This is a genomic window from Anaerophilus nitritigenes (assembly GCF_004138215.1).
Lineage (GTDB): Bacteria > Bacillota > Clostridia > Peptostreptococcales > Thermotaleaceae > Anaerophilus > Anaerophilus nitritogenes.
This window is the reverse complement of sequence record NZ_RYYS01000023.1, coordinates 1-19,363: the sequence shown is the minus strand read 5'-3', so window position 1 is coordinate 19,363 and position 19,363 is coordinate 1. Positions and strand designations below refer to the sequence as shown.

15 protein-coding genes, 1 pseudogene and 1 riboswitch are annotated in these 19,363 nt (G+C 30.1%); of the genes and pseudogenes, 4 read left to right on the top strand and 12 right to left on the bottom strand.

The features are described 5' to 3' along the window. The 7 genes and pseudogenes from EK368_RS03015 to EK368_RS02985 all read right to left on the bottom strand — a co-directional run. Positions 1 to 642, bottom strand: a 642-nt coding sequence (locus EK368_RS03015) for a YebC/PmpR family DNA-binding transcriptional regulator (protein ID WP_129596283.1), incomplete at its 3' end; no start/stop codon positions are given. 195 nt (positions 643 to 837) lie between these two features. Then, complete coding sequence (locus EK368_RS03010) at positions 838 to 1,845, bottom strand: copper amine oxidase N-terminal domain-containing protein (protein ID WP_129596281.1); 1,008 nt, start codon at positions 1,843 to 1,845, stop codon at positions 838 to 840. 125 nt (positions 1,846 to 1,970) lie between these two features. Continuing rightward, entirely contained in the window at positions 1,971 to 2,672 is a 702-nt protein-coding gene (pflA, locus tag EK368_RS03005; RefSeq protein ID WP_129596279.1) for a pyruvate formate-lyase-activating protein, read from the bottom strand. Next, positions 2,673 to 4,893: pseudogene (gene pflB, locus EK368_RS03000) on the bottom strand (formate C-acetyltransferase). Between the two features lie 72 nt (positions 4,894 to 4,965). Then, a riboswitch (ZMP/ZTP riboswitch) is annotated at positions 4,966 to 5,046 on the bottom strand. Between the two features lie 63 nt (positions 5,047 to 5,109). Further along, positions 5,110 to 5,610, bottom strand: coding sequence for an anaerobic ribonucleoside-triphosphate reductase activating protein (nrdG, locus tag EK368_RS02995; protein WP_129596277.1), 501 nt, complete (start codon positions 5,608 to 5,610; stop codon positions 5,110 to 5,112). An 88-nt stretch (positions 5,611 to 5,698) separates the two neighbouring features. After that, positions 5,699 to 7,819 carry an anaerobic ribonucleoside triphosphate reductase gene (locus tag EK368_RS02990; RefSeq protein ID WP_129596275.1) on the bottom strand — a complete coding sequence of 707 codons (2,121 nt, stop codon included), beginning with the start codon at positions 7,817 to 7,819 and terminating at the stop codon, positions 5,699 to 5,701. Positions 7,820 to 8,043: 224 nt separating this feature from the next. Next, positions 8,044 to 8,943 carry a CPBP family intramembrane glutamic endopeptidase gene (locus tag EK368_RS02985; RefSeq protein WP_129596273.1) on the bottom strand — a complete coding sequence of 300 codons (900 nt, stop codon included), beginning with the start codon at positions 8,941 to 8,943 and terminating at the stop codon, positions 8,044 to 8,046. A 409-nt stretch (positions 8,944 to 9,352) separates the two neighbouring features. Here EK368_RS02985 and EK368_RS02980 point away from each other — a divergent pair, with 409 nt between their 5' ends. The 3 genes from EK368_RS02980 to EK368_RS02970 all read left to right on the top strand — a co-directional run bounded on the left by EK368_RS02980 (position 9,353) and on the right by EK368_RS02970 (position 12,171). Continuing rightward, positions 9,353 to 10,444 carry a DUF3810 domain-containing protein gene (locus EK368_RS02980; protein ID WP_165000302.1) on the top strand — a complete coding sequence of 364 codons (1,092 nt, stop codon included), beginning with the start codon at positions 9,353 to 9,355 and terminating at the stop codon, positions 10,442 to 10,444. Between the two features lie 67 nt (positions 10,445 to 10,511). Continuing rightward, positions 10,512 to 11,408, top strand: a complete 897-nt coding sequence (locus EK368_RS02975; RefSeq protein WP_129596269.1) for a fumarylacetoacetate hydrolase family protein — start codon at positions 10,512 to 10,514, stop codon at positions 11,406 to 11,408. Between the two features lie 13 nt (positions 11,409 to 11,421). Then, entirely contained in the window at positions 11,422 to 12,171 is a 750-nt protein-coding gene (locus EK368_RS02970) for a tRNA lysidine(34) synthetase (RefSeq protein ID WP_129596267.1), read from the top strand. A 30-nt stretch (positions 12,172 to 12,201) separates the two neighbouring features. On the opposite strand, the gene EK368_RS02965 is transcribed toward EK368_RS02970, so the two are convergent. The 5 genes from EK368_RS02965 to EK368_RS02945 form a co-directional block, all read right to left on the bottom strand. Beyond that, positions 12,202 to 13,944: an ABC transporter ATP-binding protein gene (locus tag EK368_RS02965; RefSeq protein ID WP_129596264.1), complete on the bottom strand. Its 1,743-nt coding sequence runs from the start codon at positions 13,942 to 13,944 to the stop codon at positions 12,202 to 12,204. Beyond that, positions 13,937 to 15,736 carry an ABC transporter ATP-binding protein gene (locus EK368_RS02960; RefSeq protein ID WP_341472767.1) on the bottom strand — a complete coding sequence of 600 codons (1,800 nt, stop codon included), beginning with the start codon at positions 15,734 to 15,736 and terminating at the stop codon, positions 13,937 to 13,939. The genes EK368_RS02965 and EK368_RS02960 overlap by 8 nt, the downstream gene beginning before the upstream one ends. A gap of 496 nt (positions 15,737 to 16,232) precedes the next feature. After that, entirely contained in the window at positions 16,233 to 16,586 is a 354-nt protein-coding gene (locus EK368_RS02955) for a NifB/NifX family molybdenum-iron cluster-binding protein (protein ID WP_129596262.1), read from the bottom strand. Between the two features lie 95 nt (positions 16,587 to 16,681). Beyond that, on the bottom strand, positions 16,682 to 17,041 hold the full coding sequence (locus tag EK368_RS02950; protein WP_129596260.1) for a C-GCAxxG-C-C family (seleno)protein: 360 nt from the start codon (positions 17,039 to 17,041) through the stop codon (positions 16,682 to 16,684). A 310-nt stretch (positions 17,042 to 17,351) separates the two neighbouring features. Then, complete coding sequence (locus EK368_RS02945; RefSeq protein WP_129596258.1) at positions 17,352 to 18,059, bottom strand: L-2-amino-thiazoline-4-carboxylic acid hydrolase; 708 nt, start codon at positions 18,057 to 18,059, stop codon at positions 17,352 to 17,354. A 217-nt stretch (positions 18,060 to 18,276) separates the two neighbouring features. On the opposite strand from EK368_RS02945, the gene EK368_RS02940 reads away from it, so the two are divergent. Then, positions 18,277 to 19,248, top strand: coding sequence for a helix-turn-helix domain-containing protein (locus EK368_RS02940; RefSeq protein ID WP_129596256.1), 972 nt, complete (start codon positions 18,277 to 18,279; stop codon positions 19,246 to 19,248). Positions 19,249 to 19,363 lie beyond the last annotated feature (115 nt).

Below are 19,363 nucleotides of genomic sequence, written 5' to 3'. Positions count from 1 at the left end.
TATTTGTTCTTCATCATTAAGTTCTACCATAGTTTGAGGAATCATATTTACATCTGCTTCTAACAATTCATATCCCTTTTGCACTAGAGCTTCTTTAACTTCATAAAAATCCTCTGGTGCTGTAAGGATTTCATAAATTTCTTCATCATCTGCAATAAAATCTTCTGCTCCTGCTTCAAGTGCTGCTTCCATTATTTCATCTTCATTGTACTCATCTGTTTTCTCTATAAGTATTTGACCTTTTCTATCAAACATATATCCTACACATCCAGGAGTTCCTAGATTTCCACCATTTTTATCAAAATAGTATCTAATATTGCTTCCTGCTCTGTTTCTATTATCCGTAAGCACCTCAACAATTACTGCAATTCCATTGATTCCATATCCTTCATAAGTAATTCTTTCAAAGTCTTCTCCAGCACCTGCACCTGCACCTTTTTTGATAGCTCTTGTAATATTATCATTAGGCATATTGATAGATTTTGCCTTATCTATTGCATTTTTAAGATTCGCATTATATTCTGGGTCTGCTCCTCCTTCTTTTGCTGCAACAGTAATAAGACGTGCATATTTTGTAAAAATTTGTGCCCTTTTTGCATCTTGTTTGCTTTTTCTATTAGCAATCGTTCCGTGTCTTCCCATGTTTTTTCATCTCCTTAGTCATACATGACGAAATTCCAATGTTTATTTTATCATATTCGAAAAAAATAGTAAATAATCCAATAAAAATGAACGTAAAATACACCTCCAACTATTAAATATGATTATATCATATGTCTAACATTTGAGGTGCATTCCAATTTGCTTTTTATATAATCTTAGTATACTAACAATAGGTTACTCCATTATTTCTTCATTGTCTATTCTAATTTGTGATTCAAGTATATATGCATTATTCATACGAACTACTTTTTTGAAAAAACTAAGAGGTACATAAGTTCTTCCATCTACTAATGTTGGTGCATTTCCTAATTCAATTGGTGCAGTTTTCATATACATATATTGATCTTTTCCTATTGTTAAAGAAATTCCTTTTCCTATCATAATACTTTGTGATTCTTCGTTCCAAGTTACCTCATATCCTAATGCTTTAGAAATTGTAGCTACTGGAACCATAACAATACCTTGATCATTGGTATAAGGTGTAGGTGCTTCTATTTTTTGATTGTTTACAATAATATCCATAGTAGAAATCTGCTCTGGAAGTGTAACTGCTTTTTCAAATAATACAGTAATTTTCTTTGGAGTTGTCTGTGCAGGTATACTTCTTGTAGATACATCATAAAAAACTACAAGCTTACGATTTTTTAAATCTCCTTTAAAGTCTTTTCCATCTTGTGTAATGACTTTAGTATCATCAGAAATATTTAATTTTAATGAATGATCTGCACTGATTAAATCTTTATCAAATTCATCTACTTTCATATTTATTTCTTCATTATTTACAACAACAACTTCTGCATTATATTGTGGAGGATAAATCATAATCATAGGTGCATTGGCTTTATAAAATCCTGTAATAGTAACTCCTACTTCAATCTTTTCATCATCTACAATATAAGTATCCTCAGATATAATAATATTTGCTAGTGATCCATCTTTATTTTCTACCATAATAGCTTTACGATTTTCTAAATCTCTTATTTCTTTTACTTCTCCAGTAAAAGAATTAAAATAAGATTGTGCTTTTGCATTTAAATCGGCATGTATAGGCATAATATTTTTAATTTGTCCTACATCATCTATCGGTTTTATATTTTCTATATTAGCAGCAAAACCTGTAACAGACGCAAGTGATAAAATAGTAACGGATAAACATCCTACAAATATTTTTTTTGATTTCATAATATATTCTCTCCTTTTTATTTTGTTTGTTTTGTATTACACTCCATTAGACGCATACTATAAACAAAAGTTCCATGTTGTTCTAAAAAAATTTCAAAAGCTACCTTTTAAAAGGTAGCTTTCATTTATATAGCATCAAAATATTTTCTTATTTCTGTAGCTTTTTCTTTACTCATAGAATCTATATCCCCAAGCTTATATGGAATATTCATCTCTTTATATTTATGAACACCTAATTTATGATAGGGTAAAAGCTCTATCTTTTCTACATTAGGAATTTCTTTGACAAAATTTTTGAGTTCATCTAAATATTCATGGGTATCCGTGATTCCTGGTATCATCACTTGTCTTATCCACATAGGGATACTTTTCTTACATACTGTCTTTAAAAATTTTTCAAAAACATTCATATCTTTTCCTGTAATTTTTTGATAACCATATTTTGTAATATGTTTGATGTCTAATAATACCAGATCTGTGTAAGAAAGAATTTCTTCATACCTTCCTACTCCTACTCCTGCTGTATCAATTGCTGTATGAATATCATGTGTTTTACAAAGCTTTAGAAATTCTATCAAAAAATCTGGTTGCATAAGAGGTTCTCCTCCTGAACAGGTTACTCCTCCCATTTTCCCAAAATAAGGCCTATATCTTAATACTTTTTTGAATAAATCTTGTGGACTCGTTGCTATTCCTTTGTTAAAATCCCATGTATCTGGATTATGGCAATACATACATCTTAAAGTGCATCCTTGGAAAAATACAACAAACCTTACTCCTGGTCCATCCACAAGTCCCATACTCTCATAAGAATGAATTTTTCCCATTTATCTTACCATACTTTCATGAAAGGTTCTTGCTATGACTTCAAACTGTTGTTTTCTTGTTAATCTATTAAAATGAACTGCATATCCAGATACTCTTATTGTCAAAGTTGAATATTTTTCTGGATGATCCATTGCATCTAATAAAGTCTCTCTGTTTAATACATTTACATTTAAGTGATGTGCTCCTTGTGAAAAATATCCATCCATGATTTGTACCAAATTCATAACTCTATCTTCTTCACTTTGTCCTAAAGCTTGTGGAATAATAGTAAAAGTATTAGAAACTCCATCTTGACATATTTCTTCATATGGAATCTTTGCTACAGAATTTAATGATGCTAACGCTCCACTCTGATCTCTTCCATGCATAGGATTTGCTCCTGGTGCAAAAGGTTCTCCAGCCTTTCTTCCATCTGGAGTTGCTCCTGTTTTTTGTCCGTATACTACATTAGAAGTAATAGTAAGGACAGATAAAGTATGCTCTGCCTCTTTATATGCTTTATGTTTTTTAAGTTCTCCTGAAAAATATTTCAAAACTTCTATAGCCAATCCATCTACTTGATCTTCATCATTTCCATACTTAGGAAAATTTCCTTCTATTTGAAAATCTACTGCAATGTTATCTTTTCTAATAGGTTTTACCTTTGCATACTTAATAGCACTTAATGAATCTGCTACTACTGAAAGTCCTGCTACTCCAAAAGCCATAAAAGGATGAACCTCTGTATCATGCAAACCCATTAAAGTCGCCTCATAAGCATATTTATCATGCATATAATGAATCACATTCATAGTATTTACATATAAGTTGGCTACATAAGATAATACTTTGAAATAATTTTCTTTTATTTTTTCAAAAGATAATATTTCATCTTCTATAGGATCAATATTAGATATAACTAAAGTTTTCTTTCTTTCATCTATTCCACCATTAATAGCATACAAAAGAGCTTTTGCTAAATTACATCTTGCTCCAAAAAACTGCATTTCTTTTCCCATCTTCATTGCAGATACACAACATGCAATTCCGTAATCATCGCCATAAATTTTTCTCATCAAATCATCATTTTCGTATTGAATAGCCCCTGTTTTTATAGACATTTTTGTACAGTATTTCTTGAAATTTTGTGGTAAATCCTCTGACCACAATACAGTCATATTAGGTTCAGGTGCTGGATTTAGATTGGTCAAAGTATGAAGCATTCTAAAAGAAGTTTTTGTGACTAAAGTTCTTCCATCTAACCCCATACCTCCTATTGTTTCTGTAATCCAGTTTGGATCTCCTGCAAACAATTCATTATACTCAGGAGTCCTTAGATGCCTTACCATTCTTAATTTCATTACAAATTGATCAATAATTTCTTGTGCCTCTTTTTCTGTAAGAATTCCCTTTTCTAGATCTCTTTTGATATAAATATCTATAAATGTACTTGTTCTTCCTAAAGACATAGCAGCTCCATTGTTTTCCTTAACTCCTGCTAAATAACCAAAATATAAAAACTGTACAGCTTCTTTTGCATCTTTTGCAGGATTTGAGATGTTTACCCCATAACTTAATGCCATATTCTTGATTTTTTTAAGTGCCTTGATCTGCTGTGCTACTTCTTCTCTTTTTCTAATGATATCTTCACTCATAGGGCTTATTAAATGATCATAATCCTTTTTCTTATCTTCTATTAAAAAATCAATTCCATATAAAGAAATTCTTCTGTAATCTCCTATAATACGTCCTCTCCCATAAGCATCAGGAAGACCTGTCAAAAGACCTGAACTTCTAGCATTTCTCATATCTTGCGTATATACATCAAATACTCCTTCATTATGAGTTCTCATTCCTTTTTCAAAGAAATAATCCGTTTGTTCATCCATTTTGTATCCATAATCATCTAAAGCTCCTTGAACCTCCAAAAGGATTGATCATTCTCTTTAAGGGCTCATCTGTTTGTAATCCTAGGATTATTTCATTTTCCTTATCTATATATCCTGCTTTAAAATTGTCTACTCCTGAAATATGATGAAGATCCACTCCTAAAATTCCCTTTTGAAGTTCTTCTTTTAAAAGCTCTTCACATTTTTCCCATACTATTACAGTCTTTGAAGTAGGATTTTGTAAAAAACTTGCATCCCCTTTATAAGGAATATAATTTTTTTGTATAAAGTTTCTTACATCTACTTGTTTTGTCCAATTTCCTTCTTCAAATCCTGTCCATTCTTTTCTCATCATAAAAAAACCCTCCTTGACTATTTGTTTATCAAGTCCGAGGGGTTTTTCAAAAAATATAAAACCGCCTGGACTTTTAGCCCAGGCGGTCGGCTTTTTTTCTAATCACACTCCATGTGGTTAATTCCACTTCCGCCAGTCATGTGATAGGTTTCATACTATAACGAATGAGTTTATATTACCAATTTTTATTTTACTTGTCAATAAAAAAATTATCTACACTTCTTTTAGTGTAATAATTTTTTCTAATTTTAGGCTTTCTTTTACATCTATGATTCTCTGATTTGTCGAACCTACATATTTGCAAGCATCATCTTTCAGCTTGTCATTAAATTTTCCATCTATAAGAACATCTATTTGCTTTAATAAGTTTAGTTTATCTCTATTGTTACTTTGTAATATTTCTTCATATGTATATCCTGTATAACACCATAAATTTAAACCCTTATCTTTAATTTTTTTAGCAAGAGTAGTTAATGGTTGTGCTTGCTCAAAAGGTTCTCCCCCTGAAAAGGTAACCCCTGAAATTAAAGGAATATTGTGTTGGATTCTATTCAATATATGATCTAATGATACCCGATCTCCATAGTTAAAATCTTGCATATCCTTATTATGACATCCAATGCAATTATGATTGCAACCTGATACAAACAAAACACTTCTAAGGCCTTTGCCATTTACTGTAGAATTATCTAAAAAACCTGCAACTTGAAGCATTACATAAACTCCTCCTATCTACAACAAAAAACCCCTTTACAATAATGAATATTGTATCAGAGCTTTTGTTTATTAACATCTTGTATATTTAAATATTGTAAGTATTGATGTGTACTTCATTATTATGAGAAGTTCTATCTTTTCTTTCAGCAACCTTTCCATTACCAAATCTTTCATCTAATGAAAGGTACCCTGTAACCCTTGATATTCCTTGTATATTTTTACTTGTACATTTAGGGCAAGTATGTTTAGAAGCTTCTATTCTCTCTCCACAATCTCTACAATACTTCATATGAAAGTTTATACCCATATAACTAATATTCGTGTTTTTATAAGCATAATCAATAATCCCTTTTACATCTTCAGGATTTGGATATCCATCCATTTCGATGTAAGTTATATGTCCACCATTACATAATTTATGAAATGGTGCTTCCAAATCAATTTTATCTTTTATAGATATTTTATATGAAACAGGAATATGATAGCTGTTGGTATAATAATCTTTATCTGTAACTTCTTTCATATTTCCAAATACTTTTTTATCTTGAACGATAAATTTCCCTGAAAGTCCTTCAGCAGGAGTTGCATAGCATGACCAATTTAATTTATCAATTTCTTTATGTCGATCACAAAATTCTCTTATATGAGTAATAATTTTTACTCCTAATTCATGACTATGTTCATCTTCCCCATGATGTTTACCTGTTAAAGCTATTAATGTTTCAGCAAGTCCAATAAAGCCAATCCCCCATGTACCTTGTTTTAAAATAGGTTCTATAGAATCATCAGGAGATAAGTTTTCAGAGCCCTTCATTAAATGCTCGCCTGCTACAAAAGGTAAATCTTTTACTCTCAATTGTTTAAGAACATTATATCTATGTAACAATGATTCTCTAGCAATAGATAATCTGTTATCTAAAAGAGAAAAGAATTTATCTATATTTCCTTTAGCTAATATTCCTATACGAGGAAGATTTATTGTAGTAGGAGCAATATTACCTCTTCCTGCAGGTCCAGCTTCTCCATTTATATTAGACATTATATAAGTTCTACATCCCATAGTGGCTGCAATAACACCTTTATCATAGTATTCCTTATTAAAGTCAGCATCTAAATTCATAAACATAGGATTCATTCTCTTGCTTGCAACTTTACAAGCAAGTTCATATAAATAGTAGTATGGATCTTCTTTTTCTCTATTTACACCTTTTTTTACTCTAAATATTATATTTGGAAATATAGGTTGCTCTCCTTTACCTAATCCTTTTTCATATTCTTGTAAAAATATTTCACATACCATGGCTGCATCCTTGCTTCTAGGAAGACCTAGGTTAATTGAACTAAAAGGAACTTGACTTCCGGCTCTAGAATGCATAGTATTCAAATTGTAAACTATACCTTGCATAGATTGATGAACAACTTTTTTTAATTTTTTTTCTGCTATTTTTTCTATATCTGCTCCCAAATCACAGAATTCCTCATTATATTCTTGTAGTATTTCTTGTCTTGTCATATTCACAAAGTCTGCCATATCATTATCAAAGTCAACATGAGCTTGACCACCAAACATATCATTTTGAGTACTTTGAAGTAATATACAAGATAATTCTGCAGCAGATTCTATTCTTTTTGCAGGAAGAATAGTACCATATCCTGTATTAAAACCTCTTTTTAGTATTTTACCTGTTTCAATATTTAAACAATTGGTAGTTAGATTATAACTATCTAAATCATGATAGTATATATCTCCGTTTTCATGCGCTTTAGCCAAATGTTTAGGCATGGCAGCAAGATTGTACCATTTATTAGATTCACTTGCAATTCTTAAAAGCTTGGAGCTGAAATTATTTCCTACATTTGCATTATCACGATCTGTTTCAATTCCTATATTCTGAATACTTTTCATTAAATCTGATTTTATTTCTCTTAGTTTTGTTCTTTCTTTTCTATAGTTTGAATATGCCAAGCCTATAGGTCTATATCCGTTTTGTAACAAAATATCTTCCACAATATTTTGTATTTCCTCTACTTTTATTTTAGTATATCCTTTGTTTTCAATACACTCTATGACTCTTTGAGTAGCTTCTATGACTTCACTTTCTTTTAATGTAAAGGCTATTTCATCTGCAGAAGCTTTAATAGCATTAGTAATTTTAATCGAGTCAAAAGGTACTTCTCTATCATCTCTTTTAACAACATATAGCATTTCATCCACATCCCATCACAACATATTGTACAGTGGATATTATACCTTACAAAGAATTTTATGGCAATTTTAAAATATACTAAAAAAATTAACACAAATGGTTTTAGTCAATATACCTTCTTTTTCTTTTAATTTTTACACCTATAGTAATCTTGACATGAATATTTTGTAACATTCATTGAAAATTTGAATTTTTTCATAATATTTTGTAGTTTCTAGTTTTCTCAAATATTTCTAATGTAACGTTCTCTCTTTTTTATAGATTTTCCTACAATCACGATTCCTACCAGTAAAATCAATGTTGCTGCCAATCCTGCCTCTGGTCCAAACGAGCCTCCTGTAACCCACTCAATCCCAGTTAATTTCGTTTGAATCAAGCTTAAAGAGCAAACTGAATTTCCGCTAACCTCTAACCCAAAAATATTTCCTTGAGCCCAATTCCATGCACTATGAGCACCACAAGCACCCCAAATATTATCAGTCTTTAAAGCATACAGTCCAAAGAACAACCCTACTAAAATAATATTAAAAATAGCCAATAAGCTTACATGATTATTTAATAAATGTAGTATTCCAAATAATGATGAGGATACTAAAAGACCTACAACAACATTATATCTTGCACCAATCACATTCATAAGCCATCCACGGGTAACTACTTCCTCCGATGCACCTTGAATGATCCAACCTGGTAAAGCAATCAAAATACTTGAAATAGCAGAAACTCCAACAGAAATGATTGGGTTTTGATTTATTTTTGCCTGTCCTAAAATAAAAAGTAAAATCATAACTGCAAAAAACATAAGCATCCCCACTAAAAATCCAATACAATATTGAGAAATTTTATTTTCTTTAAAAAATCCGATGGATGAAAAAGAACGTTTTTCAATAAATTTTACCCATACAAACAGACATAGAAAAACACCTCCACATGATAATATCATAAAAAGTGTAACATTTAAGTCCTGATGTAGTATGTATGGCACAAGCATCCTATATGCCATAGTCCCTATAATTTGACCTACTACAATAAAAACAACTGTTAAAATAGTGGCCACAACCACATTTGGTAAATATCTTGAATTGAATGCACTTGTTATGAGTTTAAATTGATTTTTTTTCATGATATTCTCCTTATTTTTATGAATTAAAATATTTATAATAAATTCACCTCTATATTTATATACACCCTAATGTATATACAACATTGATATATTCAATATTTTATACAATTGTTTTGTCTAAAGCATCTTCAGGGTTAACCCCAAAATCAGGAAAGTAAGAGTTTTTCTTTTATTTCATTATATTATATATATTTATTATACATTTACAAGTAATATTTTACAAATAATGTTAATATAAAGACACTCCTTTAACATATAAACAATTATACATTTTCTCTTTATCAATAGATTGAAAATATAAAAAGATGAATTAATTAAAATTTCTAAATAATTCGTAGATATTTTTTCTATAATTCTTATAAAAAGAAGTATAATAAACTAAGACAAAATAAAATAGGAGGACTCTATTTTGAAAAAATCTGAAAAATTTTTGATTATATCTATTTTACTTTTTATTATAAATTTAAGTATTCGTTTTATAGCACCTTTTCATCCCCTTTGGATAGAAAATCATTATTCTAATGGTCTATATAAAATCACTAGTTCTATTTTAAATTTTTTCAGTAATATTTTTGATTTTTCTATAGGAGAATATATTTTTATATTTTTGATTTTATTTATTTTATATAAAGTTGTAGTTTTCATAAAAAAAATAATTGCTCAAAAAGAAAATAGAAAATATATCATTTTATCCTTTTTTATTTCTGCTTTTGTTTCTATAAATATCATTTATTTTTTATTTATTACTCTTTGGGGACTAAATTATTATAGACTTCCTTTTTCAGAAATTGCAAATCTTCCTGTGTCATCTCATTCTGTTAAAGATCTTGAAAATTTATGTATTACACTCACCAATCGTGCTAATATTCTACGGACAAAAATATATCAAAATAATCATGGTGTTATGACTTTAAAAAATGAATCTAAATATCTATTAAAAGAAGCAGATACTGGATATTCTTTAGCATCCAATATTTATCCTGTTCTTAAAGGAAAATATGCCCTACCAAAAGAAATCTATTTTTCCAATGCTCTTTCATGGATGGGTATATCAGGAATTTACTCTGTTTTCACAGGGGAAGCAAACATCAATAAAGATGTTCCTGACTGCATGATTCCTAGCACCATATGTCACGAAATGGCTCATCAAAGAGGATTTGCTAGAGAAGATGAAGCAAACTATATATCTTATATTACCTGTAGTCTCCATCCAGATGAAGATTTTCAGTACTCTGGAGTTTTATTAGCACTTATTCATTCTATGAACACTCTTTATACCTATGATCAACAAAAATATATGCAGATTCGAAGTACTTATAGTATAGGTGTAAAAAAAGATTTAGAAAATCTTCATGAATTTTGGCAACAATACAAAGGACCTATAGAAAGAACTTCTTCAAAATTCAACGATGCTTATTTAAAATCTAATCAACAAGCAGATGGAATTCATAGTTATGGAAGAATGGTAGATCTCCTTTTGGCAGAGACAAAACAAAAATAAAGGAATTTTTATTTTTATATAGAACTTAGATATTTCAAACATCTAGTCAGTAGAAAGGAATGATTCTATGTATTTTGCTACATTCGTTTATAAGGAAGAAGAAACCTTTGGTATATTAAATGAAAGTAAAACCTACGTTATTCTTATGAAAGATATTTCTGAGTACATCAAAAAAGATTGTCCTAAAACTTTAAGAGATTTCATAGAAAACTATAAAGATTTTGAGATTGAAACAATAAAAGATATTTTAAAGGAAAATACATTTCAAAAAATCCCTTTAGAGGATATTCAATTGAGTGCACCTATTCCCTATCCTAGAAGAAATCTATTTTGTCTAGGAAAAAATTATATAGATCATGCAAAGGAATTAACAGGTTTATCTGGTGGTGATGATTCTATTCCTAAATTTCCTATTTATTTTACTAAGATTGCAGATCCTGCCATTGGGCATAAAGATTTTATATGCTCTCATAGTGAACTTACAGACAAATTAGATTATGAAGTAGAATTAGCTGTTGTCATAGGAAAAGATGGAATCAATATAAAACCAGAAGAGGTGGAAGATTATATTTTTGGATACACTATTGTCAATGATATATCCGCTAGAAATATTCAAAGAAAACATATGCAGTGGTTTAAAGGCAAAAGTTTGGAGACCTTCTGCCCTATGGGCCCTTACTTAGTCCATAAAAGTGAAATTCCTTTTCCTATTGAATTGGATATAAAATGTATAGTAAATGGAGAAGTAAGACAAAATTCCAATACGAAAAATATGATCTTTGACATTCCTCATATTATTAGTGATTTGTCTAAAGGAATGCATCTAAAAGCAGGAGATATTATTATTACAGGTACTCCTTCAGGAGTAGGTCTTGGTTTTACTCCTTTTAAATTTTTAAATCCAAAAGATCAAATAGACTGTTATATTGAAAAAATAGGAACACTCACTAATTTTGTAAAATAATAAGGAGCATTCAATGATTTCATTTCAAAAACATTATAATAAACAATTTTTAAATCAAATTCGTAAAGCAATTGATGATTTTCATATGATAAAACCTAAAGATCACATTGCTATTGGATTGTCTGGAGGAAAGGATAGTATTTTCCTTTTATTTTGCTTAAAGCTTATTCAACTTACTTATATAAAAAATTTTGAGCTTATAGGAATTCATATTGACCTAGGATTTAAAATGGATATGAGTCCTTTACAAAACTTTTGTGAAGAAAATAATATTCCACTTATTGTTGAAAAAACAAATATTGCTCATGTAGTATTTCATGAAAGAAAAGAAAAAAATCCATGTTCTCTTTGTTCTACTCTAAGAAGAGGAGCACTCTCTAGAGTAGCTACCAATCATAATATAAAAAAAATTGCTCTTGGTCATAATACAGATGATGTGATTGAAACACTTTTTATGAATGTACTCAAGGTAGGAAAACTAGGCACTTTTCATCCTAATACATATAATCCTAAAAAAGATATGCATATCATAAGACCTTTGATTTATCTAAGAGAAGATTTGATTGAATCTTTAACCACTCAACATGATCTTCCTATCATCCAAAGCACTTGTCCTGTAGATAAAAAAACTACTCGAGAAGAAATGAAGCATTTGCTTTTAAGTTTAGAAAAAACTTATCCTGATGCTTCACAAAAAATATTATCTTCTTTGTCTAATGTTGATTTAAATAAATTTTGGAATAAAAACAAGAAAGGACTCTAATTTAAGAGTCCTTTCTTTATAAATATCTTTCTATAATGACCATTCCACACTTTCCTGTTGTAACTTATAAAGATGGCAGTATAGTCCATTATTTTCCATAAGCTGGCTATGATTACCCTCTTCTAGTACAGTGCCTTCCCCTAACACAACAATCTTATCCGCTCCTACAACAGTTCTTAAACGGTGAGCAATTACAAGTACTGTTTTATTTTTTATTAATTCAGAAAGTGCTGTCTGTATTTTCGTTTCATTTTCCACATCTAAGGAAGCAGTAGCTTCATCTAAAAGAATAATTGGTGCATCCTTTAATAATGCTCTTGCTATTGAAATTCTCTGACGTTCTCCACCAGATAATGTTAATCCATTTTCACCTATAATCGTATTATATCCCTTTGGCATATTTAAAACAAAATCATCGCACATAGCAATTTTCGCAGCCTTTAAGACCTCCTCATCACTAGCATCTCGTCTGCCTAATCTAATATTTTCTATAACAGTATCATTAAATAAAGTAACATCTTGAAAAACAATAGCATAATTTTTAAGTAGTGCTTCTGGATCAATTCTAGTAATATCCTGTCCACCTAGGGTAATTTTTCCTTGATTAGGATCCCAAAACCTTGCTGCAAGCTTTGCTACTGTACTTTTTCCTCCACCAGATAAACCAACCAAAGCTGTTACATCCCCTTGTTTTGCAACAAATGATACATCATTTAAAACAGGTTCATTTTCGTTATATGCAAAGGCTACATGGTTAAATTGTACATCATAACCTTTTATACTATACTCTTTATCACCAGCTTGTATTGGTTGATTTTCCATTTCCCTCATTCTTTGGATTGGAATTTCAATACTAAAAATCTCAGCAATATTTGCAAGTATTCCAGAAAGTGGATCATATAATCTAGAAGCTGTTATTAAAAAAATAAGATATGTCAATAAATCAGTCTGTCCCTTAACTAAAAGTGTACTTCCTACTAGAATAACCGTTGCAAGTCCAAGCCTTAATACTGCTTGAGCACTAGTAACAAAAGCTCCCATGATAAGTTCTGAATGAATTTGTTCTTTCTCTGCATCATTTAACTTTTTATCCAAGCCTTCCATATAAAGCTCTTCCATATTATATGCCTTGATATCTTGAATATTTTCCAGACATTCCTGAATACCATCGGCACAAGCCCGCTTTGCCTTATAATGCTTTAATTCTGATTTCTTTTGTATTTTCTTTGAAACAAAAATCATTATAAAAGCTACAGGTACAACCCATAATACAGATAATCCCATTCTCCAATCCATAGTTAACAATCCAATAACAATAATTGTAGTAGATAAAATGGCTCCAAAAAACTGAGGTATCGAATGAGAAAAAGCATGCTCCAATGAGGTACAATCTCCCATTATTGTATTACTCAAATCAGATAAATCTCTTTTCCCAAAAAATGCAAGAGGTAACTGTCTCAATTTTTCACCCAAAGTAATTCTTCTTGTAGCACTTTCTGCATATGTAGAAAGATATACAACAGAGTATTGTATATAATGAAATAAATACATCAAAAATATGGATAATGCAATCAAGCCTATATACTTAAAAAAGCTTGGAGTATTAGACTTTCCGCTTAAAATAGGACTTAATAGTTCCTCTAGCATCATAATAAAAATTCCTACAGGAATCATCATGCTTAAATTCACTAAAGCACTATAAAAACTTCCTTTTATTAAATCTTTTGATCCCTTAGCACTTAGTGCAAATTTATTTTGAAAATATTTATGCATAGTATCCCTCTTTTCCAACCTTCCAAGCTATAGATGTCTGATATTCATTCCACATATTTTTATAAACTCCATTTTTACTCAATAACTCTTCATGTATTCCCTTTTCTACAATCTCTCCATTCTGAACCACCAAAATACAATCCACATCCTTGATGGAAGAAAGTCTATGAGCTACCATTAAAACAGTTTTATCCTTAACTAATGATTCAAAGGATTTTTGTATTTGGTACTCATTTTCTGGATCTGCAAAAGCCGTTGCCTCATCTAAAATTATAATTGGTGCATCCTTTAAAATCACTCTAGCTATGGCAATTCTCTGCCCTTCTCCGCCAGAAAGATAAACCCCTTTTGTACCTACAACTGTGTCTATTCCCTGAGGCATTTTTTCTATAATGTCATCACATTGTGCTAAATGAGCAGCTCTTAAAACTTCCTCTCGAGTAGCATTTGGTTTTGCAACTCGAATGTTTTCTAAAAGACTTGTCTTAAATAGTCTACTGTTTTGAAAAACAAAAGCTATTTGATCCATTAACTCCTTATCTTCAAAATTCTTTACATTCACACCACCAATTTCGATACTTCCTTTTTCTACATCCCAAAATCTAGGTATCAAACTTGCCAAAGTGCTTTTTCCCCCGCCTGAAGGCCCTACTAATGCATATATCTTTCCTTGTGGAATCCTAAAGCTTATATTATGAATAGCAGGTTTATCACTTCCTGGATAAGTAAAGGCAACATCCTTAAAATCAATGGAATAATCTATAGGCTTGTTCTTTAAATAAGCTTGTTCGAGGGATTTAGCTTCTAATATCTCATCAATTCTATTTAATGCTTCCTTGGCAGCCATCATATTATTTGAAACAAACATGATTTTGTTCATCATCATGACACAAGTAGGTGCAAATAGCATATAAAAAATCAAGTCTAGCAAAAATCCACTATAGTCTGGTGCCTGTAGGATCAATAAAATTCCTATAGGAATTAATAACAATGATGGTGCATTGATTGTAATTGTAAACCCTACCATAGGTATTCTACAAGCCAATGCATAATCTGATGCAAACTCACTATATCGTTTAATTGATTCATAAAAATTTTTAAAGGAATAAACTGTCTGTTGAAATACCTTTACTACTGGAATTCCTCGAATATATTCCACTGCAGAACCATTCATATCCTCTAAAACATTCATATAATTGTTCATAAACCTAGCATTATCTCCACACATCATCTGTTTTAAAAATATAAAACTAATAAACACTGGTACTAAACATATAACTCCTAATCGCCAATCAAAGATAAATAGTATGCCCATAATAGCAATAGGTAAAATGAAAGCACCCGACAAATCTGGTAATTGATGTGCTAAAAAACCATGTGTTAAGCTTGCATTATCATCAATTACTTTTCTAAGTTTTCCACTAGTATTCTGAGAAAAAAATCCTAATGGAAGAGTTACAAGCTTATGCATGGCTTCCTTACGCATATTTTTTTCTACACGAAATGCTGCTAAATGGGAACACGTTAAAGATGCAAAATAAAGTATAATACTTAAAACCGCAGAACCTACCGCCATCCATCCATATTTTATAGTACTTGTTGCCTGTGTAATATTCGGCAATGCAGTAAAAATATCTCTGACAACAAACCATATAAAAACAAACGGTAACAAGGATAATACTGCACTAATAGCTGACAAAATGCAGGCAAGTACAATTAAAAAGCGATAATGACCTGCAAATCTTAATAATTTTGAAAGAGTAGATTTTTGTTTTCCCTCCATTTTATTCATCACCATCCTTTAATCACAATATCTTTTGCTGTTAATTTTTTTGATTATTATTTTTTGCCATGATTAGCCTCCTTTTATTTTTCTAATTAGAATAAATTAAAATGAGCAATCTATCCTTTATTGACAAAACAATTGTTACACCTTGCAATTATTGTTAATTATTACTAACTCAATACATATTATACGACTCTTAATTATAATTGAGAAGTATTATCATGATAATTCGCCTTTTCATGGCATTTAAACGTCTAATCATAGTAAGGATGGGGTAATTATTAAAAAATATAATAATATTTACGAATCTTTACTTTATAAAAATGGATTTGTAGAATATCCTCATAATACAAAATTTAATTCTAAAGTAACAAAGAGAGTTTGCGATTAGAAAAAAATATGTAATACATAAAAAATACAGCATAGGTATATAAAACCATGCTGTATTTCTATTCATATTAATAAAATAACCACTATAATTTTATAAAACTTTAAATCTTATTTAGTGATTGCAATCATGATGGTCACAAGTCATCAAATTATCTTGAACCTTTCCTTCTAACCAATTTTTCACAACTGTATCCACATCTCCTGAACATCCTCTTACAACTTTAATGTTTTGTGAAGCAAGCACATTTACTGCTCCTTGCCCCATATTTCCTGCCAACATCCACTCTACTCCTATCTCTGATAGAGTATATGCAATATTTGATTTACAACCACAACCTTCTGGTGATTCTAATGTCTCTTTTGAAACAATTTCTTTTTTATCATTGATTTCAACAATAGTATAGTATTCACAATGTCCAAAATGACTATCTATTTGTCCTGCTCTAGTTGGTAATGCAATTTTCATATTTTTCCCTCCTTATGATTTTCTTTACAAATTATATTATACAATATTTATTGAGAATATATAGCAAAATATTTTTTTTAAAATTTATTTAGATTCTACTCTAAACTTTCCTTCAAAATATCATACGCATATTCTATAATTTCATTACAAGATACACCTTTTCTCTTTAACTCTATGCAATCAAATGTACCATATTTTTCTTTTACTTTTTTCATCATTTCTCTTGTATATTGTCTTGATTCATTTTGATCTGTTGCTTTTTCTCTTCCTTTAACTGCTCCCAAAGCTATGATAGCTCCTGCAATAGCTCCACAGGTACTTCCTACAGTAATGCCACCTCCAAAAGGACTTGCAATAGAAACTGGAATATCTGTACCTTTTTCTTCATTAAATGCCTTTACTATAGATTCTGCACAATTATATCCTTCTTGATGATATTTTAATACGTCTTTCATTTGTAGATCCTCTCCTTCTCCATATATATCCTATCATTTTGATTATCTTATCAACTTCTATTCTTATTGAATATATGCTATACTTTTGTATAAAATTATATTCTATATAAATATTATCATTTTATCATTTTTATATTACTATTTTCTATAGTTACTGTCAAATGCCAATTACATGTTTTAAAAATTTATTTTTATAGTATTTGTCAATACATTCATATTATGAAATTTATTTTTTATTATATATTTTTTAAAAAGCAGATGCAACTGCACCTGCTTTTTTTCTCCTTGCTTTACTGCATTTAAATTGTTTTTAAGGCAGTACATCAAAATCTGTATTCCTATAACTTATAACAATCTCACTAGCTTCTTTTCCGTATCTATCTGTAAAAGCCCTCAACGCAACAGTCATAATTTCTTCTGCTTGTTGTCCTAATTCTTCCCTAACAACATCACCAATAGTCTTATACAAATGTCCCGAATGATATTCCCAAGACATAATAGCCTTCTTTCCTGGTTTAATCAATTTCTTATAGATCAATTTCATCATATTGATAGGAGTTAAATAAGCATCTTCAAAAGTAAGATCGCAAAATTTTGCATCATTAGGCTGAGTACCATGAATATCAATTACTAAATCTTTGTTAAATCCCTCTACTAAAGCTTTATCCACTTCCATACAAAAATAACGACCATATGGCATTAGATCATTTTCTTGCCAAGCTGTATGCCATGGGCATTTAAATACATTAATCCGAGTATGTGGACTTTTTTGAACTAACTTTTGTTCCATTTCCCCTTTTTGAGGCATCCACTCTATATATGCCATATAATTTGCCATTGTCAATGGATCTCCATTGGCCTTAGCCCGTAATGCCATTCTTCTACCTCTTTGGTGTGCATATTTTATCACTGCCTTTCGAATGATCCGCTCTCCATCTTTTTCCCCTATTGCTTGCACAATAGATTTGGATATCCAAGCAAATAAAAGAGCATGATGAGTTGCTGTAAATCTATTCATAAGATTTGCCTCCCTTTAATCCTTTATTATCAAGCCTTCTTACATTTCTTTCTATAAACTTGAATTTTATAATAATGAACGATATAATGAATGAAATTGAAAATCATTATCTTATTTTATATTATAATTTATGTATTATATGAGGTAAATAAAATTTATGTATATAAGTCCCTTTGTAGTATGCTTTCGTCCAATCATAGCATAGGTGGTGAATAAAATGAAAGATCTCATACATCAAATGTATATTCCTTGTTTGCTAGAAAACGGATTTTATCTAGATAATTCTACTAAACAACATAGTCCCGAAGGAAATTATTTTTCCCTTTTACCCGAAAAAGGAAAAGGCTATTACTGGGTATATACTTATGACAATCTTTTTTCTATCTCCATTATGGACTTTGTCTTTTATGAAGATTTGTTTTTACAATGTCAACAGCCTAAACATTTAAGCGTAAATTATTATGATTCCATTTCAGGCGAAGAATTAAAACCATACAAACCCTTATCTTGTCATTGCATCAAAGGCCATATTGGTTGTGATGATCTTTATCAAGCCATATATCATAAAAATATTCCCATCCGCTCCATAGGGATTACCATTATGCCAAAGTATTACGAAGATTATTTAAAAAATAAATATCCTGAAGAATATAAAGACCCTCATTCTGCTTTTATGAGTATAGATGGATCAAATAATTTTCCAGAGATGGTTTTTCTCTTAAAACAACTTAAAAATTTTAGAGGATCTGGAATATCAGCAAAGCTATATTATGAAGGAAAAGTATCAGAAGCTATGTCTCTTATTATTGAAAAGACAAAGCAAAAAAGAATTTCATATCCATTTAAGAAAATATCGAATCAAGATTTAGATAGTTTGGCATCTGTTGCTTCATACATAAACAATCATTTTGCTTTTGATATCCATCTCAATCAACTTGTCAAAACTGCCTGTATGGGAACAACAAAACTTAAAGCTACATTTAAAGAAGTTTATAAGTGCACAATTACAGAATATATACAAAATAAACGCATCCGTCATGCAGAACGTTTACTTACAAATACAGACTTAACCATTTACCAAATCTCTCAAATTGTAGGCTATAAAAATGCCAGTAGATTCTCTCAATTATTTCGAAAAAATACAGGACTTTTGCCCAATGAATATCGAAAACTATCCCTGCCTAAATAAAAAATGTCACAAGAAACATTCATTTGTATTAATTAAAAAAAGTAGAAATAGTCAGAACACCTATGTATTCTGACTATTTTTATATATTCTTAATTTTTATTATCCTAAAAACATT

Excerpts from the sequence above, each read along its gene's own strand:
- EK368_RS03010 (WP_129596281.1), bottom strand. The coding sequence starts at position 1,845 with ATGAAATCAAAAAAAATATTTGTAGGATGTTTATCCGTTACTATTTTA.
- pflA (WP_129596279.1), bottom strand. The coding sequence starts at position 2,672 with ATGGGAAAAATTCATTCTTATGAGAGTATGGGACTTGTGGATGGACCA.
- nrdG (WP_129596277.1), bottom strand. The coding sequence starts at position 5,610 with ATGCTTCAAGTTGCAGGTTTTTTAGATAATTCTACAGTAAATGGCAAA.
- EK368_RS02990 (WP_129596275.1), bottom strand. The coding sequence starts at position 7,819 with ATGCTATATGTTGTTAAAAGAGATGATAGAGAAGTACCTTTTGACTCG.
- EK368_RS02985 (WP_129596273.1), bottom strand. The coding sequence starts at position 8,943 with ATGAAAAAAAATCAATTTAAACTCATAACAAGTGCATTCAATTCAAGA.
- EK368_RS02975 (WP_129596269.1), top strand. The coding sequence starts at position 10,512 with ATGTATTTTGCTACATTCGTTTATAAGGAAGAAGAAACCTTTGGTATA.
- EK368_RS02970 (WP_129596267.1), top strand. The coding sequence starts at position 11,422 with ATGATTTCATTTCAAAAACATTATAATAAACAATTTTTAAATCAAATT.
- EK368_RS02965 (WP_129596264.1), bottom strand. The coding sequence starts at position 13,944 with ATGCATAAATATTTTCAAAATAAATTTGCACTAAGTGCTAAGGGATCA.
- EK368_RS02960 (WP_341472767.1), bottom strand. The coding sequence starts at position 15,736 with ATGAATAAAATGGAGGGAAAACAAAAATCTACTCTTTCAAAATTATTA.
- EK368_RS02955 (WP_129596262.1), bottom strand. The coding sequence starts at position 16,586 with ATGAAAATTGCATTACCAACTAGAGCAGGACAAATAGATAGTCATTTT.
- EK368_RS02950 (WP_129596260.1), bottom strand. The coding sequence starts at position 17,041 with ATGAAAGACGTATTAAAATATCATCAAGAAGGATATAATTGTGCAGAA.
- EK368_RS02945 (WP_129596258.1), bottom strand. The coding sequence starts at position 18,059 with ATGAATAGATTTACAGCAACTCATCATGCTCTTTTATTTGCTTGGATA.
- EK368_RS02940 (WP_129596256.1), top strand. The coding sequence starts at position 18,277 with ATGAAAGATCTCATACATCAAATGTATATTCCTTGTTTGCTAGAAAAC.